Origin of the sequence: Methanocella conradii HZ254 (genome assembly GCF_000251105.1) — an archaeon.
GTDB lineage: Archaea > Halobacteriota > Methanocellia > Methanocellales > Methanocellaceae > Methanocella > Methanocella conradii.
Map to the genome: position 1 here is coordinate 536806 of NC_017034.1, position 19930 is coordinate 556735.

The following is a 19930-nucleotide window of genomic DNA, read 5'->3' on the forward strand; positions in this document are numbered from 1 at the left end:
AAAAAATATTATATATTAAGAGTCCGCAGGATAGACAGGGTTCAGGTACACGGAGCCTTCATCCTATATAAATGTTGTTGGTCTCGCCTCAATTAGCCAGCCAGCAGCATGCCCTATAGTGAATCGCGTCCGAGCACATGCATTTATCGCCCCCCTCAACGAGCGGAAAAAAGCAAGCGCTACATAAAAATTATTAACTTTTATCCCGTATAAATAACATATTTTACATTATAAGGCCGATTTTTCTTTTATTTTATTACGCTTCTTTCGCTATTTACAACACGAACGCTTTCAACTCAAGACAATTAATATTAAAACCGATGAATATGGCCTATAAATCTATCAGAGACCTCGATGCCATTGATATAAAAATTATAGAGAAGCTATGCAAGGATTCAAGCGCGTCGCTCAACGATATTGCCCAGGAGCTGGGCATCTCCGCGTCCACGGTGCATAAGCGTATCAACACCCTGAAGGAGAATAACATAATCGAGCGCTTTACCATCCTATTCGACCCGATGATACTTAACCTGAAGACCGTCGCTTTCGTAGGTATAGAGCTTGAGCGGGACGCGTTGATGGGCAAGAAAAAGGAAGACGTGATTAAGAGGCTGACATCTATTCCCTATGTGCTTGAGGTCCACGAGACTCTGGCCCCCTTCGACTTAATATTAAAGCTGCGGACCAAGAACGTGGAGAAGCTCAGGGGCGTCATCACTAATATAGCGTCCATCGAAGGCATCATGGCAACTAACACGATACTGACCACAAACCGGATAATGGAGCGGTTCATCGAGATCCCCCAGGGCTGAGGCAACCATATATAAAAAGCCATAGTGACTACCGGTTTAATGCTTTTGTTTCTGGAATTGGGGCTCTTCCATATTCGACGTGCCCCGCCCACCCATCTGGGGGTAAAAAGCTACAATTATATGAGCCATACACGTCCTCAAGCCTCGAGCATTTATCCGACACGATTTCGATGTCCTCGGGCGCTCCTTCAAGCAGCGGATACTTTTTGCTCTTCATCACATGCATGAACACGGGCATCTTCCTATAGTCGAAACCCATGATGCCGCTACATACCAGGTCTACTGCCACCGGATTAACGCCTGCCACTAATACTCCTGCCCTTTTGGGCACGGGCATGAGGGGGCCTTCGCCCTGCCCGGCGATGACGCCGTCCACGACTAGAAACTCTTTCCTCTGCCGGGCATTTTGCATCCTGCCATGACGGTCCGCATAATAGATTATCTTGTTAAGGTCGGATATGGTCCTGCTAATGGTATCATTCCCATACCAGCCCCCGGCGTCGTACTTATCCTTGAAGGGGATCAGCTTATTCGAGTAGTGGAGCAGGGCTGCCATCGCCCTCAGGGGCATGATGTATAGAAGATTGTCGGTGACAACCTGCTCGTCCCTGAGCCTGGCAAGCCAGTCTTTCCTGAAATCCCTGTGGATATAATCGTCACCACCGCATTCCGCCGGGCCATAGCGGTGGTGGGGTAGCCAGTCTTTGAGGCCGCTGGCCCCTATCAGGTTTTTGAGGGCGCAGGTCATGCCCGCCTTACTATGAGTCTTCAGCTTGGGCACGTTAACTATGACGTCCGCGTTTAATATGCTATTGGCTATGCAATACTCGTTCTTTTCCATGTTATGGTGCTTTATCATCTCGTTACGGTTATAGTACCCATTCCTGAATTTTGGATAGTCGTGAATGATCTCGTAGTGGTCCGAGTCCTTTCCCAGGTCGACGATCGAATAGCCGAGCGGGTCGCCGGGCAGCGGCCGCCTATCCACGCCGCCTATGAGCCGCACGCGGCCCCGGTACTGCCGCAGGTCTATCAAATCAATATGCATCTTACTATTCTCGTCATAGTAATCGGCCACCTTATCTATGCCTGTATGCCGGACTATCTTTTCGAAGTCCGCATCCAGGTATGAGGAGTCCCCTATCGTGATATGGCCTACGCCCTTTAACGCGATGTAAACGTAGTCCAGTATGGCACGAATAATCGAGCCATGCGTTATCATACAATCTACGCCGCCTGCATGGTTATAGTGTCGCACGAAGTTGGGCTTTATGAAAACGCTCATGCCCGGCTTTATTATCTCGCCAAGCGGGTTCCAGCTATCCTTACCATAGTTCTCCTTATCCAGGCCGAGCATGCGTAAAAGCTCCCTGACATATCCATAGCATTGATTGCTTGCGGATGTGTCGTTAAATGGGCATTCAGGATAGGTCTCCTGCGGATGGTACGGCGGCTTTCTGCAGTAGTCTATCTTCTCATCTTTTATTATGGCAACTCTCATCGTACCACCGCGTTACGCCTTTACCCTGCCAGGCATTGCCCTTGTCACGTTGATGTACAGGTAACAATTCCTGTATGGCACGCTCATGTCCCCGTTCGCAAATAGCTTGAAGTCCAGCCTCATTTTAGTGCCATTAATCGGCGGCGCGATGTCAACCCGCTTAGTCCATGCGGCATTATCGGCCAACATGATACGCTCTTCGTATAATGTATAGCCCTGAGTGGCGTTCTCTAGCATGACGATTAAATCATAGTCCATATCCCTGTGCTCGTGGTTCACCACGCCGACGAGCACCGGCTGTGGCTCATACATGATAAACTCGCGTGGATAATCATTAGCCGTGCCGTTTGAGTCGAGCAGGTAGAACTCCGTGAATGGGTCGCCACGCGATGCGGCTGATATCACGTATGCCGTCAAGCACACAGATATCGCGATGAGGATGAGCAGCGCGGCCGATAGTGCCGCTTTAAAGAATGGGCGCTCTGCCATGGCTTATCCCAGCAGCGTGTACGTGATATCTACGGCTTTTCTATCGGCCTTTATCGCGCTGACCATGACGGGCTTGCCAGTGCCTTCGGCCACCATGCAGGCCACGAAGCTGCATATGGGGCAGGCCGCCTGGTAGCATAGCGTCGGCCTCGTTTGCCTTATCCTCTTACACGTCGGCGAGTCCGCGAGGCCATACAGGCGCACGTACACGTTGTCCGGCCCACGCCTTACATCTACGCGCGAGGCCAGCTCCATGCCATTAACAAGGGCGTCTACGATCTCGCTTTCCAGGCCTTCGGCACTGAACGTAGCGCCAAGGCTTTTCGCGTACTCGAGCAAGCCTTGTCCAGGCGGGGTAATTAATATGCCCTCTATGCCGGATATGTTCATGCCCGCTATGCCGGCGTTTTTGCCGTACTCCTTGATTAATTCGCTTTTTCTTGCCGGGATGAATATTTTGGTGGACTTTCCGCGGCTCATGTATATTCCCTTTGAGTCTCCCGCGAGCGGGGCTAGCAGGTCATTAGCGAGCTCCACGCCGGAAATGGCTTCCGCATCGCAAACATCGCCGCTCACCAGCCTGTGAGGCGTCACAAAGTAAAAGAACAGGGAGGATAGGAACACGCTGACGCCCGCAATGGATAGTACTGCTGATAACGTGGCGGCAGGGCTCATGGCGAGCGACGCGCCTATCAGGGCGAGGCCGAAGAGCGCAAGGATGGCCGATGCCCACTTAACCCTCCTGCTGATCCGCATGCCTGTCTGCATCCTGGCCGAAATATTCGCCTCGCTCGCATGCGTCATGTTTACGGACGGCGTACTCTTGAGCCCGGCCCTATCAGGCTCTACCTGCCCTGGGCGGCTTGTTTCAGCGCTTGCAGCATAGCTCTCATGTGCCACGAGCGCCTGCGCATACCCTTTAAGGTTAATGGTTGGATCTGAATTGCTCATAGTCTTAACGCCTCTACGATATCATCTGTAACGCTTTATTGGATACGAGCAGGGCGAATATGGCCACGCCTGCCATCAAGAAAATGTCCAGGCGTGGCCTCCACTTCGGCTTCATGGTATAAGGGCTAAGTAGCTGGGTGATGACCAGCAGGCCAAGGAGATCGAGCACAAATAGGTATTCATAGTTCAGGCTATTAAATAGCGTGAGCAGCGTGAGCGTTAAGATCGCCCACGCGCTAAACGCGACCACGACCTTTTGACTTTTAATCAGCATGTTTATTCACCTATGGAGCGATGCTTATTATAATATTATTATTTATTTTAGTCAGATATATAGTTTATTGTTCAAGGCGTAATCAGGGATGACGTTACCCTGGAATATCTTATGGCTCAACCGTAAGATATATAAATAATATTATAGATAAAACTTTTATTAATTATGGATGTCGTCATCGTCTGCCATACGGAGTTTGGCTATGTCAAGGGTAAAGAAGTAGTGTATGATAAAAGGGCAAAAGAAGGCGTGGAGGTCGGCGTGCAACGCCTGCTAAAGATCGCTGACGGGCACGGTGCCAGGGTGACGTTCGCCGTCATGCCAGAAGCGGCCGAACGCTTTCCAGGTAACGTAAAGCATGAGATCGGGCTACACGTACATCCAGGGTGGCAGGAGCTTAGCGTACATGGGAACAGGTACTACGTAGGCGACGCGTACCTGCGCAAGCACTGCAAGGCCTCCTCCACCTCTACAGTGTTGAAGGATTATCCATACGAGGAGCAGCTCGACATGATTAAAGCCGGAAAAGAGCATATCGCTGAGACGCTTGGCGTGGAGCCGAAGACGTTCGTCGCCGGCCGCTGGTCCCTCAACGACGATACGGTAAGGGCACTTGTGGAGGCTGGCTTTACGCACGATTGCTCGGCAACGCCGCATAAAAAACGCGGCCACTACGACTGGTCGAAGCTACCGCGCATGTGCATGCCATACCGCCCATCGAGGTCGAGCTATCAGGCAAAGGGCGACCTGCCATTGCTCATGGTGCCCGTATCCCAGGCGCTGTTCGGGGCAAGCGTAAGCCCTGAAATCATACCTATCATTGGCAGGCGCTGGCTGGAATCGTGTTTCCTCGAGTACTACCGGCAGAAGCTACCCCTGTTCCACATATGCCTGCACTCGCCCTGCATGACAGACCCATACTTCATGGGCCAGATGGACGCGCTTTTGCGCTTTATAGCGGCTCATGACGTGTCCTTCAAGTATGCATCGGAGGTCAGAGAGGCCGGCGGCCACCGGCCGAGGGCAGACGTGCTGCCCTACATATTAAACATTGGCGGCGGCATGGAGAGGCCGCTCGCGAAGCTGGCCATTGAAGGAAGGCGATAGCGTGCTTGAGATCGAGAGAAACTTTTTTAATTTTAAGCGAAAGGATATCTGGTTTAGCGACAGCCCATTCGAGGTAGAAGGATGCCAGGGCGTCGCCTTTTATGCATGTAAGAATAAAGTCGACATGCCCGGGTTCGTCCGCAAGGACTTTGTCACCCCCGTAATCGACCTCACCCTGGATGAGGAAAGGATATGGAAGAACATCGACCGAATGTCTTGCCGAAAGAAGATCAACAAGGCATATAACAACGGGATTAAGCTCAAGGTCAACCAGTGCTACGAGGAGTTCCTTGAGATCGACTCGGAGTTTAGAAAGAGCAAAGGCCTCCCAGGTAGCCACATTGATGTGGACTACATGAAAAAATATGGCACGCTTTTTGTCGCGATGCTTGACGGCAAGGTTATATGCGGCGAGGTCTTCCTCGAGGATAAGGACCATATCAGGCGCCTCATAACGGCTTCAAGGCGCTTCACGGGTGACCAGCACTGGAATAACGTCGTGGGCTATGGGAACCGCATGATTATCTGGGAGTCTATCAGGTATGCCAGGGCCAAAGGCATAAAAGAGTATGACATGGGCGGGTATTACGCGGGGGCCGATAAAGCCAGGGAGCTGGAGGGCGTGAATAAGTTTAAGATGAGCTTCGGCCCGAAGCTCGTCACTAAATATAACTACGAGAAGGACTACTCTCGCCTGTTCGGCGTCGCCAGGCGCATATACGGCTTTAGCGCCGCCCAGGTGTATAGAAGGTCGTGCTGGCCATGAAAGCTGTCATCATTGGCGGATTCGTCGATTACCAGGTACAGATGTCGAAGTCCTTAAACAAAGGCAACGATTCGCTCGTGTTCATATACACCAAGGACGTGAGCCTGCCTCCCGAGAACGCCAGGATCGCAAACGGCTTAAGGGTAAGGCTGCTATCCCGTCCTGGCGCCATCTATAACCCCATAGCGCTGGCGAGGTTCCTGAAGAGCTCATACCGCATGCTCAAGGAGATAAGAAAATACGGCCCCGACGTAGTACACTTGCAGATCGGCAGCTCCATGCTGGGATTCTACATTCCATTCCTGCGCAGGTACCCGATAATCACCACGTTCCATGACCTCAGCCCCCATATAGGTGAGGCTAAATTCTGGGAGAAATACATGCATGCCTATATCAGGCATGCATCAAAGTACCTTTTGGTCCACGGGGAAAGGCTGAGGGAAGCGATGATCAGCGATTATCGCCAGCCGCCGTCCAAGGTGAAGAGCATACCTATCGGGCCTCACAACATCGACGCCTTCAAGATGTATGAGCGCGAGGACATTAAGGAGGATGGCAACGTGGTCCTCTTCTTTGGCCGAATCCTCGAGTATAAGGGGCTTGAGTACCTGATCAGGGCAGAGCCGTACATTACGCGGGAAGTCCCGAATGCCAGGATCGTGATAGCCGGTTCTGGCGATTTTGAGAAATACGAGGACTTAATGGTGAATAGGGACCGCTTTGAGGTCGTTAGACGCTATATATCATATAAAGAGGGCGCCGGGCTGTTCCAGCGGGCAAGCGTCGTGGCGCTGCCGTACGTTGAAGCCTCCCAGAGCGGCGTCGTGTCCACGGCCTACGGGTTTAAGAAGCCGGTCGTCGTGACTAACGTGGGCTCGATCCCCGAGGTCGTTGAAGACGGCAAAACGGGTTTCGTCGTCCCCCCGCGAGACCCGGAAGCGCTTGCAAGAGCTATCGTGAGGCTGCTTAAAGACGAAAAGTTGCGAAAATGCATGGGTGAGAATGGCTACAAGAAGCTGAATGCCGACCTATCGTGGGATAACGTCATGCGGCAGACGCTGGCGATATACAGGAGCGCGATGGATGGCCTGAAAAGCGATAACTAAAGCAATAGTTCGTGTTTTATAGGCATATATAATAATTTATTGCTAATATATTAAATAAATTATATACACTATTTTATTAATTAATTTAAGTGTTGGAGGCACAGGATATTAGAATACTCCGCATCGCAAGCGACCTATATCCATCCACTGTCGGCGGCGCAGCCCTGCACGCCCATAACATGTCAGTCATGCAGGCAAAGCTGGAAAATGAGGTGACCGTGTACACGTCCAGGCATGACGGCATGCCTTTCACGGAAACCATTAGCGGGTACAGAGTAGAGCGGTTCAGGCCGCTCATGAAGCTTTACGGCAACCCGGCCATGCCCTCGCTGCTCTTAAGGCTGGCGGCAGAAAATAAAAACTACGATATAATCCACGCGCATTCGCACCTCTATCTTTCAACTAATATTTGCTCGCTTATACGGAAGTTCAGCTCAACGCCGCTGGTAATCACCAGCCATGGCCTTACATCGCAGACGGCCCCCGGCTGGCTTAACCATATTTACCTGGCCACGCTGGGCAAGTGGACGTTAAACGCGGCTGACAGGATTATTTGCTATACTGAGGAGGAAAAAGAAGAGATGGAGAGGCTGGGGGTAGATGGCAGAAAGATACGCGTCATCCATAATGGCATAGATACTAGCCTGTTCAAGCCCGCAGAAAGGCGGAGGGACGGCAACAGGCTGCTGTGGATAGGCCGATTCGTTCCGGGAAAAGGCGTCCATTACCTGGTAGAGGCCTTCGCGGAGGCCATAACGGTAAAGCGCGACCTGACGCTTGAGATGGTGGGTAAAGGGCCGCAGCTTGGCGCTATCAGGGAAAAGGTCCACGAGCTTGGCCTCGATGACATGGTTAAAATAATCGAGTTCTTGCCCAACGAGGAGCTTCCGGCCGTTTACCAGAGCGCAGACGTTTTCATTTTATCCAGCCTGACGGAGGGGGTGCCGCGCACGATGCTCGAGGCCATGTCCTGTGGCCTGCCTGTCATCTGCACCGACCTTCCGCAGCTTAGGCGCATAGTAGAAGGATGCGGCCTGATCGTTCCTGCCAGGGATAGCAGGGCGCTGGCGAAAGCGATGCTAAAGGTATCCTCGGACCCGGCCCTGGCGCAAAGCCTCGGGGCATGCGGCAGGGAGCGGGTCATGAAGAGCTTTTCATGGGATGAAACGGTCCAAAAGACGTTGCTATTATACCGTGACGTCATCGAAAGCAGGAGTACTTATTATGAAGGTGAGCGTTGTAACGCCCATCCGGATGGGCGGACCGTATAACTGGGGCAGGACGCTGGTGGAAATGCTGTCCCGTTGCGGCATCAGCGGACGCCATGTGCACGACCTGCGTGGCGTCCTCACGTCGCCGCTACGCCAGGATTCGGACATCGTGCACGCCTCTATCCCCATTACCTTAAGGCTATGGCGAAGGCCGCTTATCCTGACCATCCATGGCGAGTACCCCATAGAGCGAAACGTGTGGCGCCACTTCTATCCAGCATCCATAAGGATGGCAGACATCGTCACGACGCCCAGCCTGTTTTTAAAGGAGCGCCTCGTGCTGGACGACGCCCTGGTGATCCCGAACGCCATATTCCCGGAAAGGTTTAAGGCCGTGCGCCACTGGGATAAAGCTTCGGCGAACATCGTGACAGTCACTAAGTTCGCATTCAGGGATAAAGCCGAGAGCTTAATCCGGCTCGCCCACATCATGGAAAACGTCCAAAAGTGCACGGACGTGCCATTAGACTATACGGTCGTGGGGGGCGGCAAATTCCTGGACGAGGTGAAAGAAAAGGTACATGGAAACGGCCTTAGCGCTCGATTTACTGGCTTCGTGGACAGCCCAAAGGACTATTTCCAGGATCGCGATATATTTGCCTATTACTCCGTGCATGATAACTTTCCGATCGCCATTCTGGAGGCCATGGCCTCCGGGCTGCCGGTTGTCACAAACCGGGTGGGGGCGGTGTGCGAGATGATAGAGAACGGGCGTGATGGGTTCATCGCGCGGGGCGAAGATGAATTCCATGAATATTTATTGCGTCTCATCGATGACCCGGCCCTGAGGGCGCGGATGGGGTCGAACGCGAGGAATAAAGTAATCGAGCGGTTTAACTGGCACAGGGTAATCAATTTTTATATTAAATTGTACGAGTCGCTTTGCTGATGCCTGGCCAGTGGAGAGCTATTGCGCTTTAAAGGATTCAGGTGCCCGTCATCCCGACCGCCGACCTGGGCGGTTTGCAGGGCAGCCTGAAGTTCACGTACCAATCGATATACCTGGCAAGGCCCCGTGAAATGCCGATTTCGGGCTGCCAGGATAAGAGGGCCTTTGCCTTCGACACGTCAGCCCAGGTGTTCTCCACGTCGCCCTTTTGCTTTTCAACATGCCTCACCCTTGCCTTTTTACGTAATGTCGCCTCGATGCGCTCCATCAGGTCATTAACGCTTATCCTGTGGCCGCCGCCGATGTTGAACACGTCGCCGACGACGTCGCTCTCAGCGGCAAGGATGTTCGCCCTTACCACGTCGTCCACGAAAGTGAAGTCCCTGGTCTGGGTGCCATCGCCATATACCACGACCTCTCTATCATTTATTATGGCGTCGACGAACCTGTTTATCGCCAGGTCCGGCCTGAGCCTCGGCCCGTATACGGTGAAGTAGCGTAAGGAGATGGTCGGCACCCCATAGTTCTTATAATACAGGTAGCAAAGATTCTCGCCCGCCAGCTTCGATACTCCGTATGGCGAGACGGGCCTGGGCAGGCTTTCCTCGCTCATCGGAAGCCTCGCGTCCCCGTAAACGGAAGACGAGGATGAGTAAACGAGCTTTTTCAGGCCCGTGCCCTTATAAAACTCTAGCAGCCGCTGCGTGGCCTGTATGTTGTTATGCACGTAAACGTCGAAGGTTTTTCCCCAGGATGCCCTGACGCCCGCCTGAGCTGCGAGGTGAAAGACATAGTCGACCTCTGGATAGCTGTCCATCAGGGCGAGGTCTTTTTCTATCAGGGTGAAGCGGCTGTCGTGAAGCGCCTGCTCGATGTTGCGCTCCTTGACATCTCGTGGGTAGTAATCAGTGAAACAGTCGATGCCGATGACTTCGTGCCCTTTTTTCAGAAGGGCGTCAACGACGTGGCTTCCGATGAAGCCCGCGCATCCAGTGACCAGCGACCTCATATTATATCACATATTATATAATATATTAATTGATTATAATACTTTCGTTTATTATATAATTAATTGAGGGCGGCAACTCTATAGCGGCTCTACGGTGACCCAGTCGACGTATTCAGTATTTACCCCGCCGCCATGGTCGGCGGGCACGTCACGCTGAACCCAGTTCTGGAAATACACGTACATGGGCTGGGCGGGAACGTTACTCCTGGAGGTCCAGATAGGCTTCGACATGTCGTCAATATAAAACTCCACGCGGTCCGGGTACCAGTCGTAGCCATACGTGTGATAATCCTCGCTTGGATCAAATGGCATATAATACATATAGCGGCTCTTCACGCCCTTCACCCAGGTGCTGAATAGCGCCGTGTATTTGCCGTCGGCCTTTTGTATCTCAATGTCGATCTCGTTGTGCCCTTCACGTAAGATTCCGGTTGGCCACTGGTAGCTGTAGAACGTCTGGTACGTGCCCGGAGTCTGGTCGACCTTTATGCTGGCACGATACTTACCATAAAAATACTTATCATCGGACTTGTATTCGCCGCCCGTGTGGTTATTGACATAGGAGCGCAGCACCAGGTTGCCGTTCTCATGCCATACGTTGGATGGCTTGAAAACTGTGTACGCGTAGCTGGAGCTCCAGGTATTATCGCGCTTTGCCCATCGGCCACTATCATAGCTAAAGTTGTCATATAAAAGGTAGGAGGCGGAATACGGCGGGTCGGTGGGATTGTCAGGCGTGGTGGAATTCTCGAGCAGTATAGGCGCCCCGTCGATTACGTCGTCCTCATGGACGTATATGCTCTCGTTTTGCTGGCCAACGTTGAGATAATTGATAGTTAAGATCAGCATGATGGCCATCAGCGCCCAGGTTAAGGCCAGGAAAGCAAAAAATGCTCTCATCAGCATATGATTCACAACACATCAATATATATGTAATTAATATTTATAATTATTTATTATTCATTAAGCGCTGAATAGTCAACTTTATATAATTGTTTATTAATATATATTAGTGAATTTTGGTCTTACCATGTCGAAGAGCCTTGATAGTTCACTACGGCAGATAGCAAAGGGCACGACTATAATTTTTTCAGGGGTCATCGCCTCGATGGCGCTGAACTTCATATTGAGGGTCGCGCTGGTCCGCTACACCACCCAGGGAGACTATGGCGTGTACTCGCTCGCGCTGACCATAATAAGCATGCTCTGTATAGTATCCACGCTTGGCCTTGACGAGGGGGCGTCACGCTATATCGCATACTTCCTGGGCAAGTCTGATAGCTCAGGGGTCAAGCGAGTCATTTTTAGCGCGCTGGCGCTTGCCCTGGCCGCGAGCCTGATATGTGCGGCAGCGCTTTTCATATTCTCCGATGCCATCGCATTATTCTTCCACTCGCGGGAGCTCTCCAATGCCTTAAAGATAATTTCCCTCGCCATACCATCCACAGTCCTTATACAGATCCTGGTCTCTATCACTCGCGGCTTCAACGTCTCCATCATGAAGGTTTTATTCAACGATGTCATGAAGCCGCTATCATTCCTGGCCCTACTCTTAATAGTCATACTGCTAGGCATGAGCTTCGACGCCATCATAACAGCGTACGTGGCATCGACGTCCCTGACGATGCTGGCATTCGCCGCCTTCACGCTTAAATGGTATTCCGGGCACTATAGCGCCGCGCCGGACGCAGGAGGCCAGGTAACTATGGGCCTCATCCGCTTCTCCATCCCCCTGCTCTCCGTTAACATGCTATTGATGATGATGTCCCAGGCGACCACGCTATTGCTCGGCTTTTTCAAGACGCCGATAGAAGTGGGGAAGTTCGATATCGCGATAATGATGGGTAACTTGCTTTTGACGGTCATCAACTCCATGGGCTATATCTATATGCCCACCGCTTCGAGCCTATACGGCAAGAACCAGGTGGAAGACCTGAAGCGGAGCTATATAATATCGACCAAATGGGGGTATATTGGCACCCTGCCCATGCTGTTCGCATTCCTGGTATTTCCAGGCGTAGTCGTCGACCTGCTATTCGGACCACGCTATAGCGATGTCGCGGTCCTCCTGCAGGTACTATGCCTCGGATACCTTATAAACCCGCTAACCGGCCCCAACTATCATACGCTTATCTCGATGGGCAAGACCCGTATCATCATCGAATCGTTCCTGGCAAATGCGCTCATCAATCTCGTGCTGAGCATACTGCTAATACCGCCGATGGGCGTTATCGGAGCGGCGATAGCCGTATCCATATCGGTCATGGTGGCTAACGCCCTTCTAACTGTCCGGCTCTATCAGCTATTAGGGGTCCATCCATTTACGAGGAACTACGTGGCGTCTATCCTATCATCGCTCCTGCTGCTATCGCTGTTCTTCTTCGGGGCGAGGTGGCTCGCCATCGTGCCCGCGCCCGCCACTGCCATAGTCTGCTTTATCGCGTACATGGCAGCATACGCCGCGCTGTTCATAGGGCTCAGGGCGATCGATAAGGAAGACGCCATGATCCTATCGGCCGTTAAGCTAAGGCTACAAAGCATACCCGTGATTGGGCAGGTATTATAAAGGGTGATGCCCGATGGCCGGGCATCGATTTTTTATTTTAGAGCGGCTCTACCGTGACCCAGTCGACGTATTCGGTGTTAACGCCATCCCCATGGCTGGAGGGCACATCCTTGACCACCCAGTTCTGGAAGTAGACGTACATAGCCTCGTTTGGTATATGGCCATATGAGGTCCACACGGGTTTCGACATGTCATCGATATAGAACTCCACCCGGTCCGGGTACCAGTTGTAGCCATACGTGTGGTATCCTGCGCTTGGATCGAAAGATAGCTTGATGGTCTTGCGGTCATACTGGTAGTTCACCCATGTGCTCAGCATGGCCGTGGTAGTTCCATCGGTCCCTTTTATGAACTCTATGTCTATCTCGTTGTGGACCTTGGTGCTGGTGGGCCACTGGTAGCTGAAGAATGCCTCGTATGTGCCGGGCGTCTGGGATAGCTTGATGCTTGCCCTGTATTTGCCGTATGAGTATATTCCGTTAGACTTGTACTCGGCGCCCGTGTGGTTGTCTACGTATGAGCGTAGTACGAGCTTGCCATTCTCGTACCATACGTTGGATGGCTTGAAGATCGTGTAGACGTAGCTGGAGCTCCATACGTTGGAGCGCTTTGTCCAGTTGTTGCTGCTGTCTTTGTTGAAGTTGTCATATAGCACGTATTTTGTCGATGGCGTTGGCTCATTTGTTATGGGCGTTGGTGTTGGTGTTGGCGTCACCGTTGGCTTGGGCGTTGGTGTTGGTGTTGGCGTCACCGTTGGCTTGGGCGTTGGGGGGGGAGAAGGCGAAGCCGAGGCCACCGACACCCAATCCACATAAAGATAGCTAACGCCAGAGGAGCCCGAAGAATATTTACTCACCCAGTTATTAAACAACACGTAGCACGGCTTATCGGGCACATTGCTGGTCGAAGTGTAGACGGGCTTACTCATGTCATCCACGTAGAACTCAATGCGGCCCTTACACCAGTTAAAGGCATACGTATGGTAAGCCGCCCCCGGGTCGAAGGGGAGCTGATACCTATACAGGCTCTGGTCTCCATTAACCGCGTTCTCAAAATACACGTAGTACTTGCCATTCTTATTCTCGAACTGGATATCGATCTCGTTATAGCCGCCCCTAACCGAGGCGTAGGTGAAGAACGCGGCGAGCGAGCCGGGCACGAGGTTCGCCTTTATCCTTGCGGAATACATGCCATACCCATAAGTGCCCTTCGACTGGTACTCACCACCTGTGTGCTTCCCCACGTCGGACTTGACCGTCAGCTTTCCACCTGATACCCAGACATTCCCTGAAAGTAAATTAGTGCCCTGCGGTCCATTAGCCCGCGAGACGACCTTCCACAGGTCGCTCCGCATTCTGTCAAAATTATCGTAGAGCACGTATGTCGAAGATGCCGATGGCACGAGCACGTCGTTCTCGGTCCAGCCATCCACGATGCTGGCGCCGTCGAAAGCGCCTGAAGCCGCCCTTATTGGCGCCGCGATCGTTACTGCCCCCAATGTAAGGCATATCGCCATAGCCATCAATAACCTGTTTTTTATAAACATACCACCTTTTTGTTTTTACCCACATAATGCTTGGCCTATAGATACAAGCATTACATGAGTTATCACATATTTATTTACCAATTAGGCACTTATCGGATTAATAGGCATCGTATATATACTTTTTACTCTTTTAGCAAGATATTTTTGTATTATTTTGAGAAAAAATATCTAAATTTGTATTGTTTGGTTTTAAATTGGTAAAAAATTTACAGCATATAAAAAAAGGGGCGTGCCGGATGGCACGCTTCAGCCGCCTAGAACCTTCGGTTATAGACCTCGGAGCCGCCGTTCGAGTATATCAAGCCCCTATCCTTCGATACATCGTCCGCCCTCACGTAATAATCCCTGCATATGGCGCCATTATCCTTGACCAGGAGCACCTTATCGTTAAGCACATTATAGGTGCCCATGAACACGTACGAAACCTCGAAAAGCTTGCCACTGATAGGTATCTCCGCGGCCTGGCTGGCGTTCAGCCCCCTTAAAAGCTGCAGCCGATTCCAGTCGCCGTATATAGGTGGCAGGTAATAGTTATTGGCCTTGCTATCGACGACTATGGGGCTACGCTCTCTCATGATCCAGCTAGCGCCCGCCACCTCGGCGCTATTAAAGACGGCGCTATCCACGGTCTTGTTGAGAGAATAGGAGATTGGCACGTCCCTGAAGACCTCGAACACAAGCCCGGTGTTGAAGACAAGGAATATCGCCAGGAAGATTGACAATGCCCTGAACGCTATGGGCATGGCAGGGTTATTCCTGCGCACGACCCTCCCGATTAGCCAGCTCACCCCAAGCCATCCGAGCACGAAGAAGATGGCCAGGAAGATGAGCGTAATCTGGTATAGCCTGGTCGTATTCAACGCGCTGGACACGTACGGTATGGATATCCCCGCGACCAGTAAGGCGACCATTACCAGCGAGAAGGCAAAGTATTCCTTGCCTATCCTCGCCAGGTCATTCTTTAGCGCTATTGCGGCGATGCCTATCACAATAAACGCCTGGGTGAACATCATTAAGTAGAGGTACGCCTTATGCAGGGCCGATACCGAGCCCCCTTCAATTATGAGAGCCATCCCTTGAACCATCTCTGGGTTTAGGAAGCCCTGCTTTACGTTACTTATCATGGTTGCGAGAAGCACCAGTATAGTATTGAAGGCGTTCCCGCTGGCTGTGAAGACGTACCATGCCAGGCAGAACGTGACGAGCGGTATTATCAATGCCAGCGAGAGCCTCCTGTTTAGGCCGGCATCGCTCAAGCCCTTAAGGCGTATCGCCTTGCCAAGCCTAAGCATTACCCACACGATGATAAGCGAGGCGATGAAAATGTACGTCAGGCCATAGTGGGATACTACCACCGAGAACGAGAATATGATGAAGAGGAGGGACCACTTCACCTTATCCATGCTCTGGTTGATTAGCAAAAGGATCACGAGCACCAGGAATAGCTCCGCTATCTCCTGCCTCGCTAGCTGTATCATCTCGGTATAGAATACCACGAGAGACGTGAAGAAGAACGCCGCCATGAAGGCGACCTTCTCATTAGCCTGCCTCCTGAACGCCTCGTAAAGGCCTAAAGGCACGAGCGCGAAGAGCGCTGGATAGGCCAGCTTGAATACCCACGCTATGTCCATGTTCATGACTATGGAGTATATGGGCGCCAGCATGACTATGCTCAGCATGGCGTTGAGTACCCTGAATAGCGACGTGTCCCAGAAGCCGTTATTCAGGATGAGTGAGGCATAGTACCTTTCGTATTGTATGTCCCAGCCGTTGATATACGTGGAAATGAGGGCGTTGTGGAGCACCAGCGATAGCGCCACGACGAATATTGCGAGCGGATAGAGCCTCCCGGGTATGAACCTGTCGAATCCCACTAAAAGCACGATGGCCGCCAGGATCAGGATCATAACTGCCAGAAGCGCGTTTTCGTTGAACAGGTTCATCAGGTACGCGCCGGCTACCGCCAGGAATGGCACAATATACAGGAATAGGGCGGGCGGCGAGAGGGCCTCCCCAATGTCTAGAAGAGGCTTATCCTCGCCCTTTCCATCCCTGAGGCAGCAGGCCACGCTGAATACTAGTACGAGCGCCGTAAGCATGGCCATTATGGGCAATATGGTTATTGGCGTGGCGAGGCCGAGGTGGGGCCCGACGAGGTTAAGCAGCGCGCCCGTGAACATGAGGGCGGCGAGGCTCATGCCTATCGTGAATAGCGTCGACTCAACTGGCCCAAGCTTGCGGACGTTCATGGCCCGCAGGATAACGGCTCCGGGAATGAACGTCAGGTATATGAAACATACGAGTTGCCGGAGGGCTGGCACCTGAAAGCCGACCGAATCCATCCGTATAAGGATGAGCGCCGCCACCTGCGTGGCCAGCACTACCCCCAGGAATTTCTTAATGTCCCAATCGATTAGCCTTAATGGATCACTCACTTGCATGCTTATCACTCTATAACAACATCATGATTTACTGGGAACCGTGCTCTGAATGGACATGAGGACGAGCGCGGTGAATACGCCCAGCGTTCCGGCTATCATGCATAGCATGACGGCGATCGATACGCTGGAGGCCATGGTCGCGTCCGCCAGGCTCGTGAAAGTGATGTAGACGCACGACACGAGCAGGGCGATGCCCGGCACCCCGAAGAACATCATTGGCCTCCTCTGCGACCCCATCTTGAGAATTGACCCCAGGCATGCGAAACCGTGGATTACTGGATTTTCGGTAGAAGTACCCCTCAGGTCGTATCGGGCCTTTATGGGAACTTCAGAGACTTTCAAGCGCTTTTCAGCGGCCTTGAACAATATTTCGGAGCCTATGCCCATGCCCTCATCCTCAAGGTCTATCTCGCGTATGGCTTTCGCCGAGTATGCCCTAAACCCGCTTTGTGAGTCCGATGTTTTAAGGCCTGAGCCCAGGGCAGTGGCCAGGTCTAGCACCTTCATGCCTACCTTGCGATAAGCTGGAATACGTTGATTTTTACCATTTCCGTTGACGAACCTGGAGCCAATGACTACGTCCGCCCCGGCTTTCTTCAATTCTGCCACAAGTAACGGTATATCATCAGGGTTGTGCTGGCCATCGCCGTCTATGATCACGAGAGCGCTAGCTCTCCACGACTTCGCGGCATCAAAGCATGACTTGATGGCGGCCCCATATCCTTTGTTCACGCCATGCGATATGACGTCCGCGCCTACGAGCCTGGCGACCTCGGCCGTATGGTCATTGGAGCCATCGTCGATGACGACCACGGAGTCTGCATACTTCCTGCACCTGGCTATGACGCTCCCTATGGCGACCTCCTCGTTATACGCCGGTATCGCTACCATCAGGCCAGCCTTGCTTTCCTGGCCTGCTGTAAGTTCGGCGGCATTATATGGCGATTTTAGGTTTTCGGAATGTCTGCCGGTGGAGTCAAGAATTGTTGTGGCCATATCTGGTTTATCTCCGATGAATTGTATATTAATCTATTATTATACAATAGTATATAATTATTTTGATTGATATACTAATTAATTTATATAATTATGTGGCTTATTAGCGTGCCTTCCTGGGCCATTTTATCGCTATCCTGGCGAATAAATATTAAATATTGGCAGGTATAAGCCTTTTTTATAATCAAGCCCCTGTGGCTCAGATGGTTAGAGCGGCTGACATGTAATGAGTTTCTTACATGGCATCAGCACGTCGCAAGTTCAAGCCTTGCCGGGGGCTCTAAAATTTTATTATTTTATTAAAATTAAAAAAAGTTTTATTGAAGCAGCTCAAAATACATGTATGCCGAACTTATTATCACCCCCATCATATTTTTCCTATTCAACGGTCACGGATTTAGCGAGGTTACGGGGCTTATCGACCGGACAGCCCCTAAACACCGCTATATAATAGGCAAATAGCTGAAGCACGATAGTCGAAAGAATCGGAGCAATATACTCGTTAGAGTCGGGTATGCGCACCACAAAGTCGACCAGCTGGTCGATGAGGCCATCGCTCTCGCTCGCTATCGCTATCACCGAGGCGTCCCTGGCCTTAATCTCCTTGATATTGCTGACCATCTTATGATAGGTGGCGCATTGCGTGGCGATAGCTATGACGGGTATATTCGTAGTGATGAGCGCGAGCGGGCCATGCTTTAGCTCGCCCGCCGCATAGCCCTCGGATATTATGTACGATATCTCTTTTAGCTTAAGCGCCCCTTCGAGGGCTATTGGATAATTAAGGTTCCTGCCCACGAAGAAGAACTGCCCCGCGTTCCTGAACAAAGACGCAAGGCCCATGATATAGCGCTCATTCTCGAGCAAGCGCTGCACTTTATTAGGGAGGGCCTTGAGCTCGGCGACCATCCTTATATTCTGCTCGGCGCCTAGCATGCCCTTCATAGTGCCCAGGTAGAGGGCGACCATGTACATTATGACTATTTGCGAGGTGAACGTCTTAGTGGCTGCCACCCCTATCTCGGGGCCACACCTCATGTAGATGGAGTAGTTAGCCTCGCGGGAGACCGTGCTTCCTACCACATTGGTTATGGCCAGCACCCTGGCGCCTTTTTTAATGGAGCCTTTGACGGCGGCGATCGTATCCGCAGTTTCGCCTGACTGGGAAAGGGCTATGACGAGCGTCTCATGGCCGAGCCTGTTGGCAGAATACCGGAACTCAGACCCGATCTCCACGCTCACAGGGATGTCAGTCATGGATTCTATGGCATATTTACCGATCAGGCCGGCATGGTAAGAGGTGCCGCACGCAACGATGACGATGCGCTTGATATCGTCTATGTCCGCTTTAGTGAGAGTTAGCTCCGGCATTACGACCTCTCCAGTCAGCTCGTTGAGCCTCCCCGCGATGGCATCCCTCAGTGACTTGGGCTGCTCGTGGATCTCCTTTAGCATGTAATTCTCATAGCCAGACTTTTCCGCCTCCTCGAGCTCCCAATCGATTATCCGGGCCTCTCGCCTGACAGGGCGCCCATTAAAGTCAATGACTTCTATGCCTTCGCCGGACATTATGACTATGTCGCCATCTTCCATGAAAATGGCTTTTTTAGTGTATTTCAGGAAGGCCGTCACGTCGGAGGCTAAAAAGTACTGGCCATCGCCCAGCCCGATGACTATAGGGCTATCTTTCTTGGCTGCGAATACCTTTCCCGGCGCATGATTACTGACGATGGCAATGGCATATGAGCCTTCGAGCTCCCTGACAGTATCAAGCAGGGCCTGCACGACGCTGCCCGCGTAATTTTTCTCTAGCAGGTGAGCGATGACCTCCGTATCCGTCTCGGAGGAGAACTTGTGTCCCTGAGCGATCAGGCCATCCTTAAGGCTCTGGTAGTTCTCAATGATGCCGTTATGCACCACGGCGAAATTCCCCGTGCAATCCTTATGAGGGTGAGCGTTATAGTCGGATGGCTTACCATGCGTAGCCCACCTGGTATGGCCGATGCCAGCAGTGGCATTCAACGTGATCGGCACCTTATCCTTGAGATTAAGAATCCTGCCATGGGATTTTATGACCCTTAGCGAATCATTTGAGACAAGAGCGATGCCAGCAGAATCATAGCCCCTATATTCCAGGCACTCAAGAGAGTCTAATAATATATTAATGGTATTGCCATTTCCAATATAGCCGACTATTCCGCACATG

The 19930-nt window shown here is 51.8% G+C and carries 17 protein-coding genes and 1 tRNA gene; 8 read left to right on the forward strand and 10 right to left on the reverse strand.

The annotated features are described in order from the left end of the window. The first annotated feature begins 326 nt into the window (after positions 1–326). Positions 327–812 (forward strand): Lrp/AsnC family transcriptional regulator, encoded by a 486-nt coding sequence (locus MTC_RS02700; RefSeq protein ID WP_014405140.1) that lies wholly within the window; start codon positions 327–329, stop codon positions 810–812. Between the two features lie 28 nt (positions 813–840). Here MTC_RS02700 and MTC_RS02705 read toward each other — a convergent pair whose 3' ends face one another. The 4 genes from MTC_RS02705 to MTC_RS02720 are packed head-to-tail and all read right to left on the reverse strand — an operon-like array spanning position 841 to position 4027. Continuing rightward, positions 841–2313, reverse strand: a complete 1473-nt coding sequence (locus tag MTC_RS02705) for a DUF362 domain-containing protein (RefSeq protein ID WP_014405141.1) — start codon at positions 2311–2313, stop codon at positions 841–843. 12 nt (positions 2314–2325) lie between these two features. Then, positions 2326–2802 (reverse strand): DUF1616 domain-containing protein, encoded by a 477-nt coding sequence (locus tag MTC_RS02710; RefSeq protein ID WP_052322779.1) that lies wholly within the window; start codon positions 2800–2802, stop codon positions 2326–2328. 3 nt (positions 2803–2805) lie between these two features. Then, complete coding sequence (locus MTC_RS02715; protein ID WP_014405142.1) at positions 2806–3753, reverse strand: hypothetical protein; 948 nt, start codon at positions 3751–3753, stop codon at positions 2806–2808. A 13-nt stretch (positions 3754–3766) separates the two neighbouring features. Continuing rightward, positions 3767–4027, reverse strand: a complete 261-nt coding sequence (locus MTC_RS02720; protein ID WP_014405143.1) for a hypothetical protein — start codon at positions 4025–4027, stop codon at positions 3767–3769. Between the two features lie 165 nt (positions 4028–4192). Between MTC_RS02720 and MTC_RS02725 the strand changes: the two genes are divergently transcribed. The 5 genes from MTC_RS02725 (at position 4193) to MTC_RS02745 (ending at position 9166) form a co-directional block, all read left to right on the forward strand. Then, the gene (locus MTC_RS02725) at positions 4193–5134 is read left to right on the forward strand and encodes a polysaccharide deacetylase family protein (protein ID WP_014405144.1); all 942 of its coding nucleotides are present in this window, start codon (positions 4193–4195) and stop codon (positions 5132–5134) included. A 1-nt stretch (position 5135) separates the two neighbouring features. Then, complete coding sequence (locus MTC_RS02730) at positions 5136–5900, forward strand: peptidoglycan bridge formation glycyltransferase FemA/FemB family protein (RefSeq protein ID WP_143767046.1); 765 nt, start codon at positions 5136–5138, stop codon at positions 5898–5900. Then, complete coding sequence (locus MTC_RS02735) at positions 5897–7006, forward strand: glycosyltransferase family 4 protein (RefSeq protein WP_014405146.1); 1110 nt, start codon at positions 5897–5899, stop codon at positions 7004–7006. Before MTC_RS02730 ends, MTC_RS02735 begins: the two co-directional genes overlap by 4 nt. A 92-nt stretch (positions 7007–7098) precedes the next feature. Continuing rightward, on the forward strand, positions 7099–8277 hold the full coding sequence (locus MTC_RS02740; protein ID WP_014405147.1) for a glycosyltransferase family 4 protein: 1179 nt from the start codon (positions 7099–7101) through the stop codon (positions 8275–8277). After that, positions 8231–9166, forward strand: a complete 936-nt coding sequence (locus MTC_RS02745) for a glycosyltransferase family 4 protein (RefSeq protein WP_014405148.1) — start codon at positions 8231–8233, stop codon at positions 9164–9166. Before MTC_RS02740 ends, MTC_RS02745 begins: the two co-directional genes overlap by 47 nt. A 37-nt stretch (positions 9167–9203) precedes the next feature. Here the strand turns inward: MTC_RS02745 and MTC_RS02750 are convergent, their stop codons facing one another. Both MTC_RS02750 and MTC_RS02755 read right to left on the reverse strand, forming a co-directional pair. Next, positions 9204–10175, reverse strand: a complete 972-nt coding sequence (locus MTC_RS02750; RefSeq protein WP_014405149.1) for an NAD-dependent epimerase/dehydratase family protein — start codon at positions 10173–10175, stop codon at positions 9204–9206. A 78-nt stretch (positions 10176–10253) separates the two neighbouring features. Next, on the reverse strand, positions 10254–11075 hold the full coding sequence (locus tag MTC_RS02755) for a glycoside hydrolase family 16 protein (RefSeq protein ID WP_048188887.1): 822 nt from the start codon (positions 11073–11075) through the stop codon (positions 10254–10256). A 112-nt stretch (positions 11076–11187) separates the two neighbouring features. On the opposite strand from MTC_RS02755, the gene MTC_RS02760 reads away from it, so the two are divergent. Continuing rightward, positions 11188–12741 carry a flippase gene (locus tag MTC_RS02760; RefSeq protein ID WP_143767047.1) on the forward strand — a complete coding sequence of 518 codons (1554 nt, stop codon included), beginning with the start codon at positions 11188–11190 and terminating at the stop codon, positions 12739–12741. Positions 12742–12778: 37 nt separating this feature from the next. Here MTC_RS02760 and MTC_RS02765 read toward each other — a convergent pair whose 3' ends face one another. The 3 genes from MTC_RS02765 to MTC_RS02775 form a co-directional block, all read right to left on the reverse strand. Next, entirely contained in the window at positions 12779–14257 is a 1479-nt protein-coding gene (locus tag MTC_RS02765; RefSeq protein WP_158308477.1) for a family 16 glycosylhydrolase, read from the reverse strand. Between the two features lie 284 nt (positions 14258–14541). After that, complete coding sequence (locus MTC_RS02770; protein ID WP_014405153.1) at positions 14542–16728, reverse strand: DUF2206 domain-containing protein; 2187 nt, start codon at positions 16726–16728, stop codon at positions 14542–14544. A gap of 21 nt (positions 16729–16749) precedes the next feature. Further along, positions 16750–17724 carry a glycosyltransferase family 2 protein gene (locus MTC_RS02775; protein WP_014405154.1) on the reverse strand — a complete coding sequence of 325 codons (975 nt, stop codon included), beginning with the start codon at positions 17722–17724 and terminating at the stop codon, positions 16750–16752. A 188-nt stretch (positions 17725–17912) separates the two neighbouring features. On the opposite strand from MTC_RS02775, the gene MTC_RS02780 reads away from it, so the two are divergent. After that, positions 17913–18004, forward strand: a tRNA-Thr gene (locus MTC_RS02780). Between the two features lie 98 nt (positions 18005–18102). Here the strand turns inward: MTC_RS02780 and glmS are convergent. Beyond that, a complete protein-coding gene (gene glmS / locus MTC_RS02785) occupies positions 18103–19929 on the reverse strand; it encodes a glutamine--fructose-6-phosphate transaminase (isomerizing) (RefSeq protein WP_014405155.1) in 1827 nt (608 codons plus the stop codon). Between the last annotated feature and the right edge of the window lies 1 nt (position 19930).

Excerpts from the sequence above, each read along its gene's own strand:
- MTC_RS02700 (WP_014405140.1), top strand. The coding sequence starts at position 327 with ATGGCCTATAAATCTATCAGAGACCTCGATGCCATTGATATAAAAATT.
- MTC_RS02705 (WP_014405141.1), bottom strand. The coding sequence starts at position 2,313 with ATGAGAGTTGCCATAATAAAAGATGAGAAGATAGACTACTGCAGAAAG.
- MTC_RS02710 (WP_052322779.1), bottom strand. The coding sequence starts at position 2,802 with ATGGCAGAGCGCCCATTCTTTAAAGCGGCACTATCGGCCGCGCTGCTC.
- MTC_RS02715 (WP_014405142.1), bottom strand. The coding sequence starts at position 3,753 with ATGAGCAATTCAGATCCAACCATTAACCTTAAAGGGTATGCGCAGGCG.
- MTC_RS02720 (WP_014405143.1), bottom strand. The coding sequence starts at position 4,027 with ATGCTGATTAAAAGTCAAAAGGTCGTGGTCGCGTTTAGCGCGTGGGCG.
- MTC_RS02725 (WP_014405144.1), top strand. The coding sequence starts at position 4,193 with ATGGATGTCGTCATCGTCTGCCATACGGAGTTTGGCTATGTCAAGGGT.
- MTC_RS02735 (WP_014405146.1), top strand. The coding sequence starts at position 5,897 with ATGAAAGCTGTCATCATTGGCGGATTCGTCGATTACCAGGTACAGATG.
- MTC_RS02745 (WP_014405148.1), top strand. The coding sequence starts at position 8,231 with ATGAAGGTGAGCGTTGTAACGCCCATCCGGATGGGCGGACCGTATAAC.
- MTC_RS02750 (WP_014405149.1), bottom strand. The coding sequence starts at position 10,175 with ATGAGGTCGCTGGTCACTGGATGCGCGGGCTTCATCGGAAGCCACGTC.
- MTC_RS02755 (WP_048188887.1), bottom strand. The coding sequence starts at position 11,075 with ATGAGAGCATTTTTTGCTTTCCTGGCCTTAACCTGGGCGCTGATGGCC.
- MTC_RS02765 (WP_158308477.1), bottom strand. The coding sequence starts at position 14,257 with ATGGCGATATGCCTTACATTGGGGGCAGTAACGATCGCGGCGCCAATA.
- MTC_RS02770 (WP_014405153.1), bottom strand. The coding sequence starts at position 16,728 with ATGCAAGTGAGTGATCCATTAAGGCTAATCGATTGGGACATTAAGAAA.
- MTC_RS02775 (WP_014405154.1), bottom strand. The coding sequence starts at position 17,724 with ATGGCCACAACAATTCTTGACTCCACCGGCAGACATTCCGAAAACCTA.
- glmS (WP_014405155.1), bottom strand. The coding sequence starts at position 19,929 with ATGTGCGGAATAGTCGGCTATATTGGAAATGGCAATACCATTAATATA.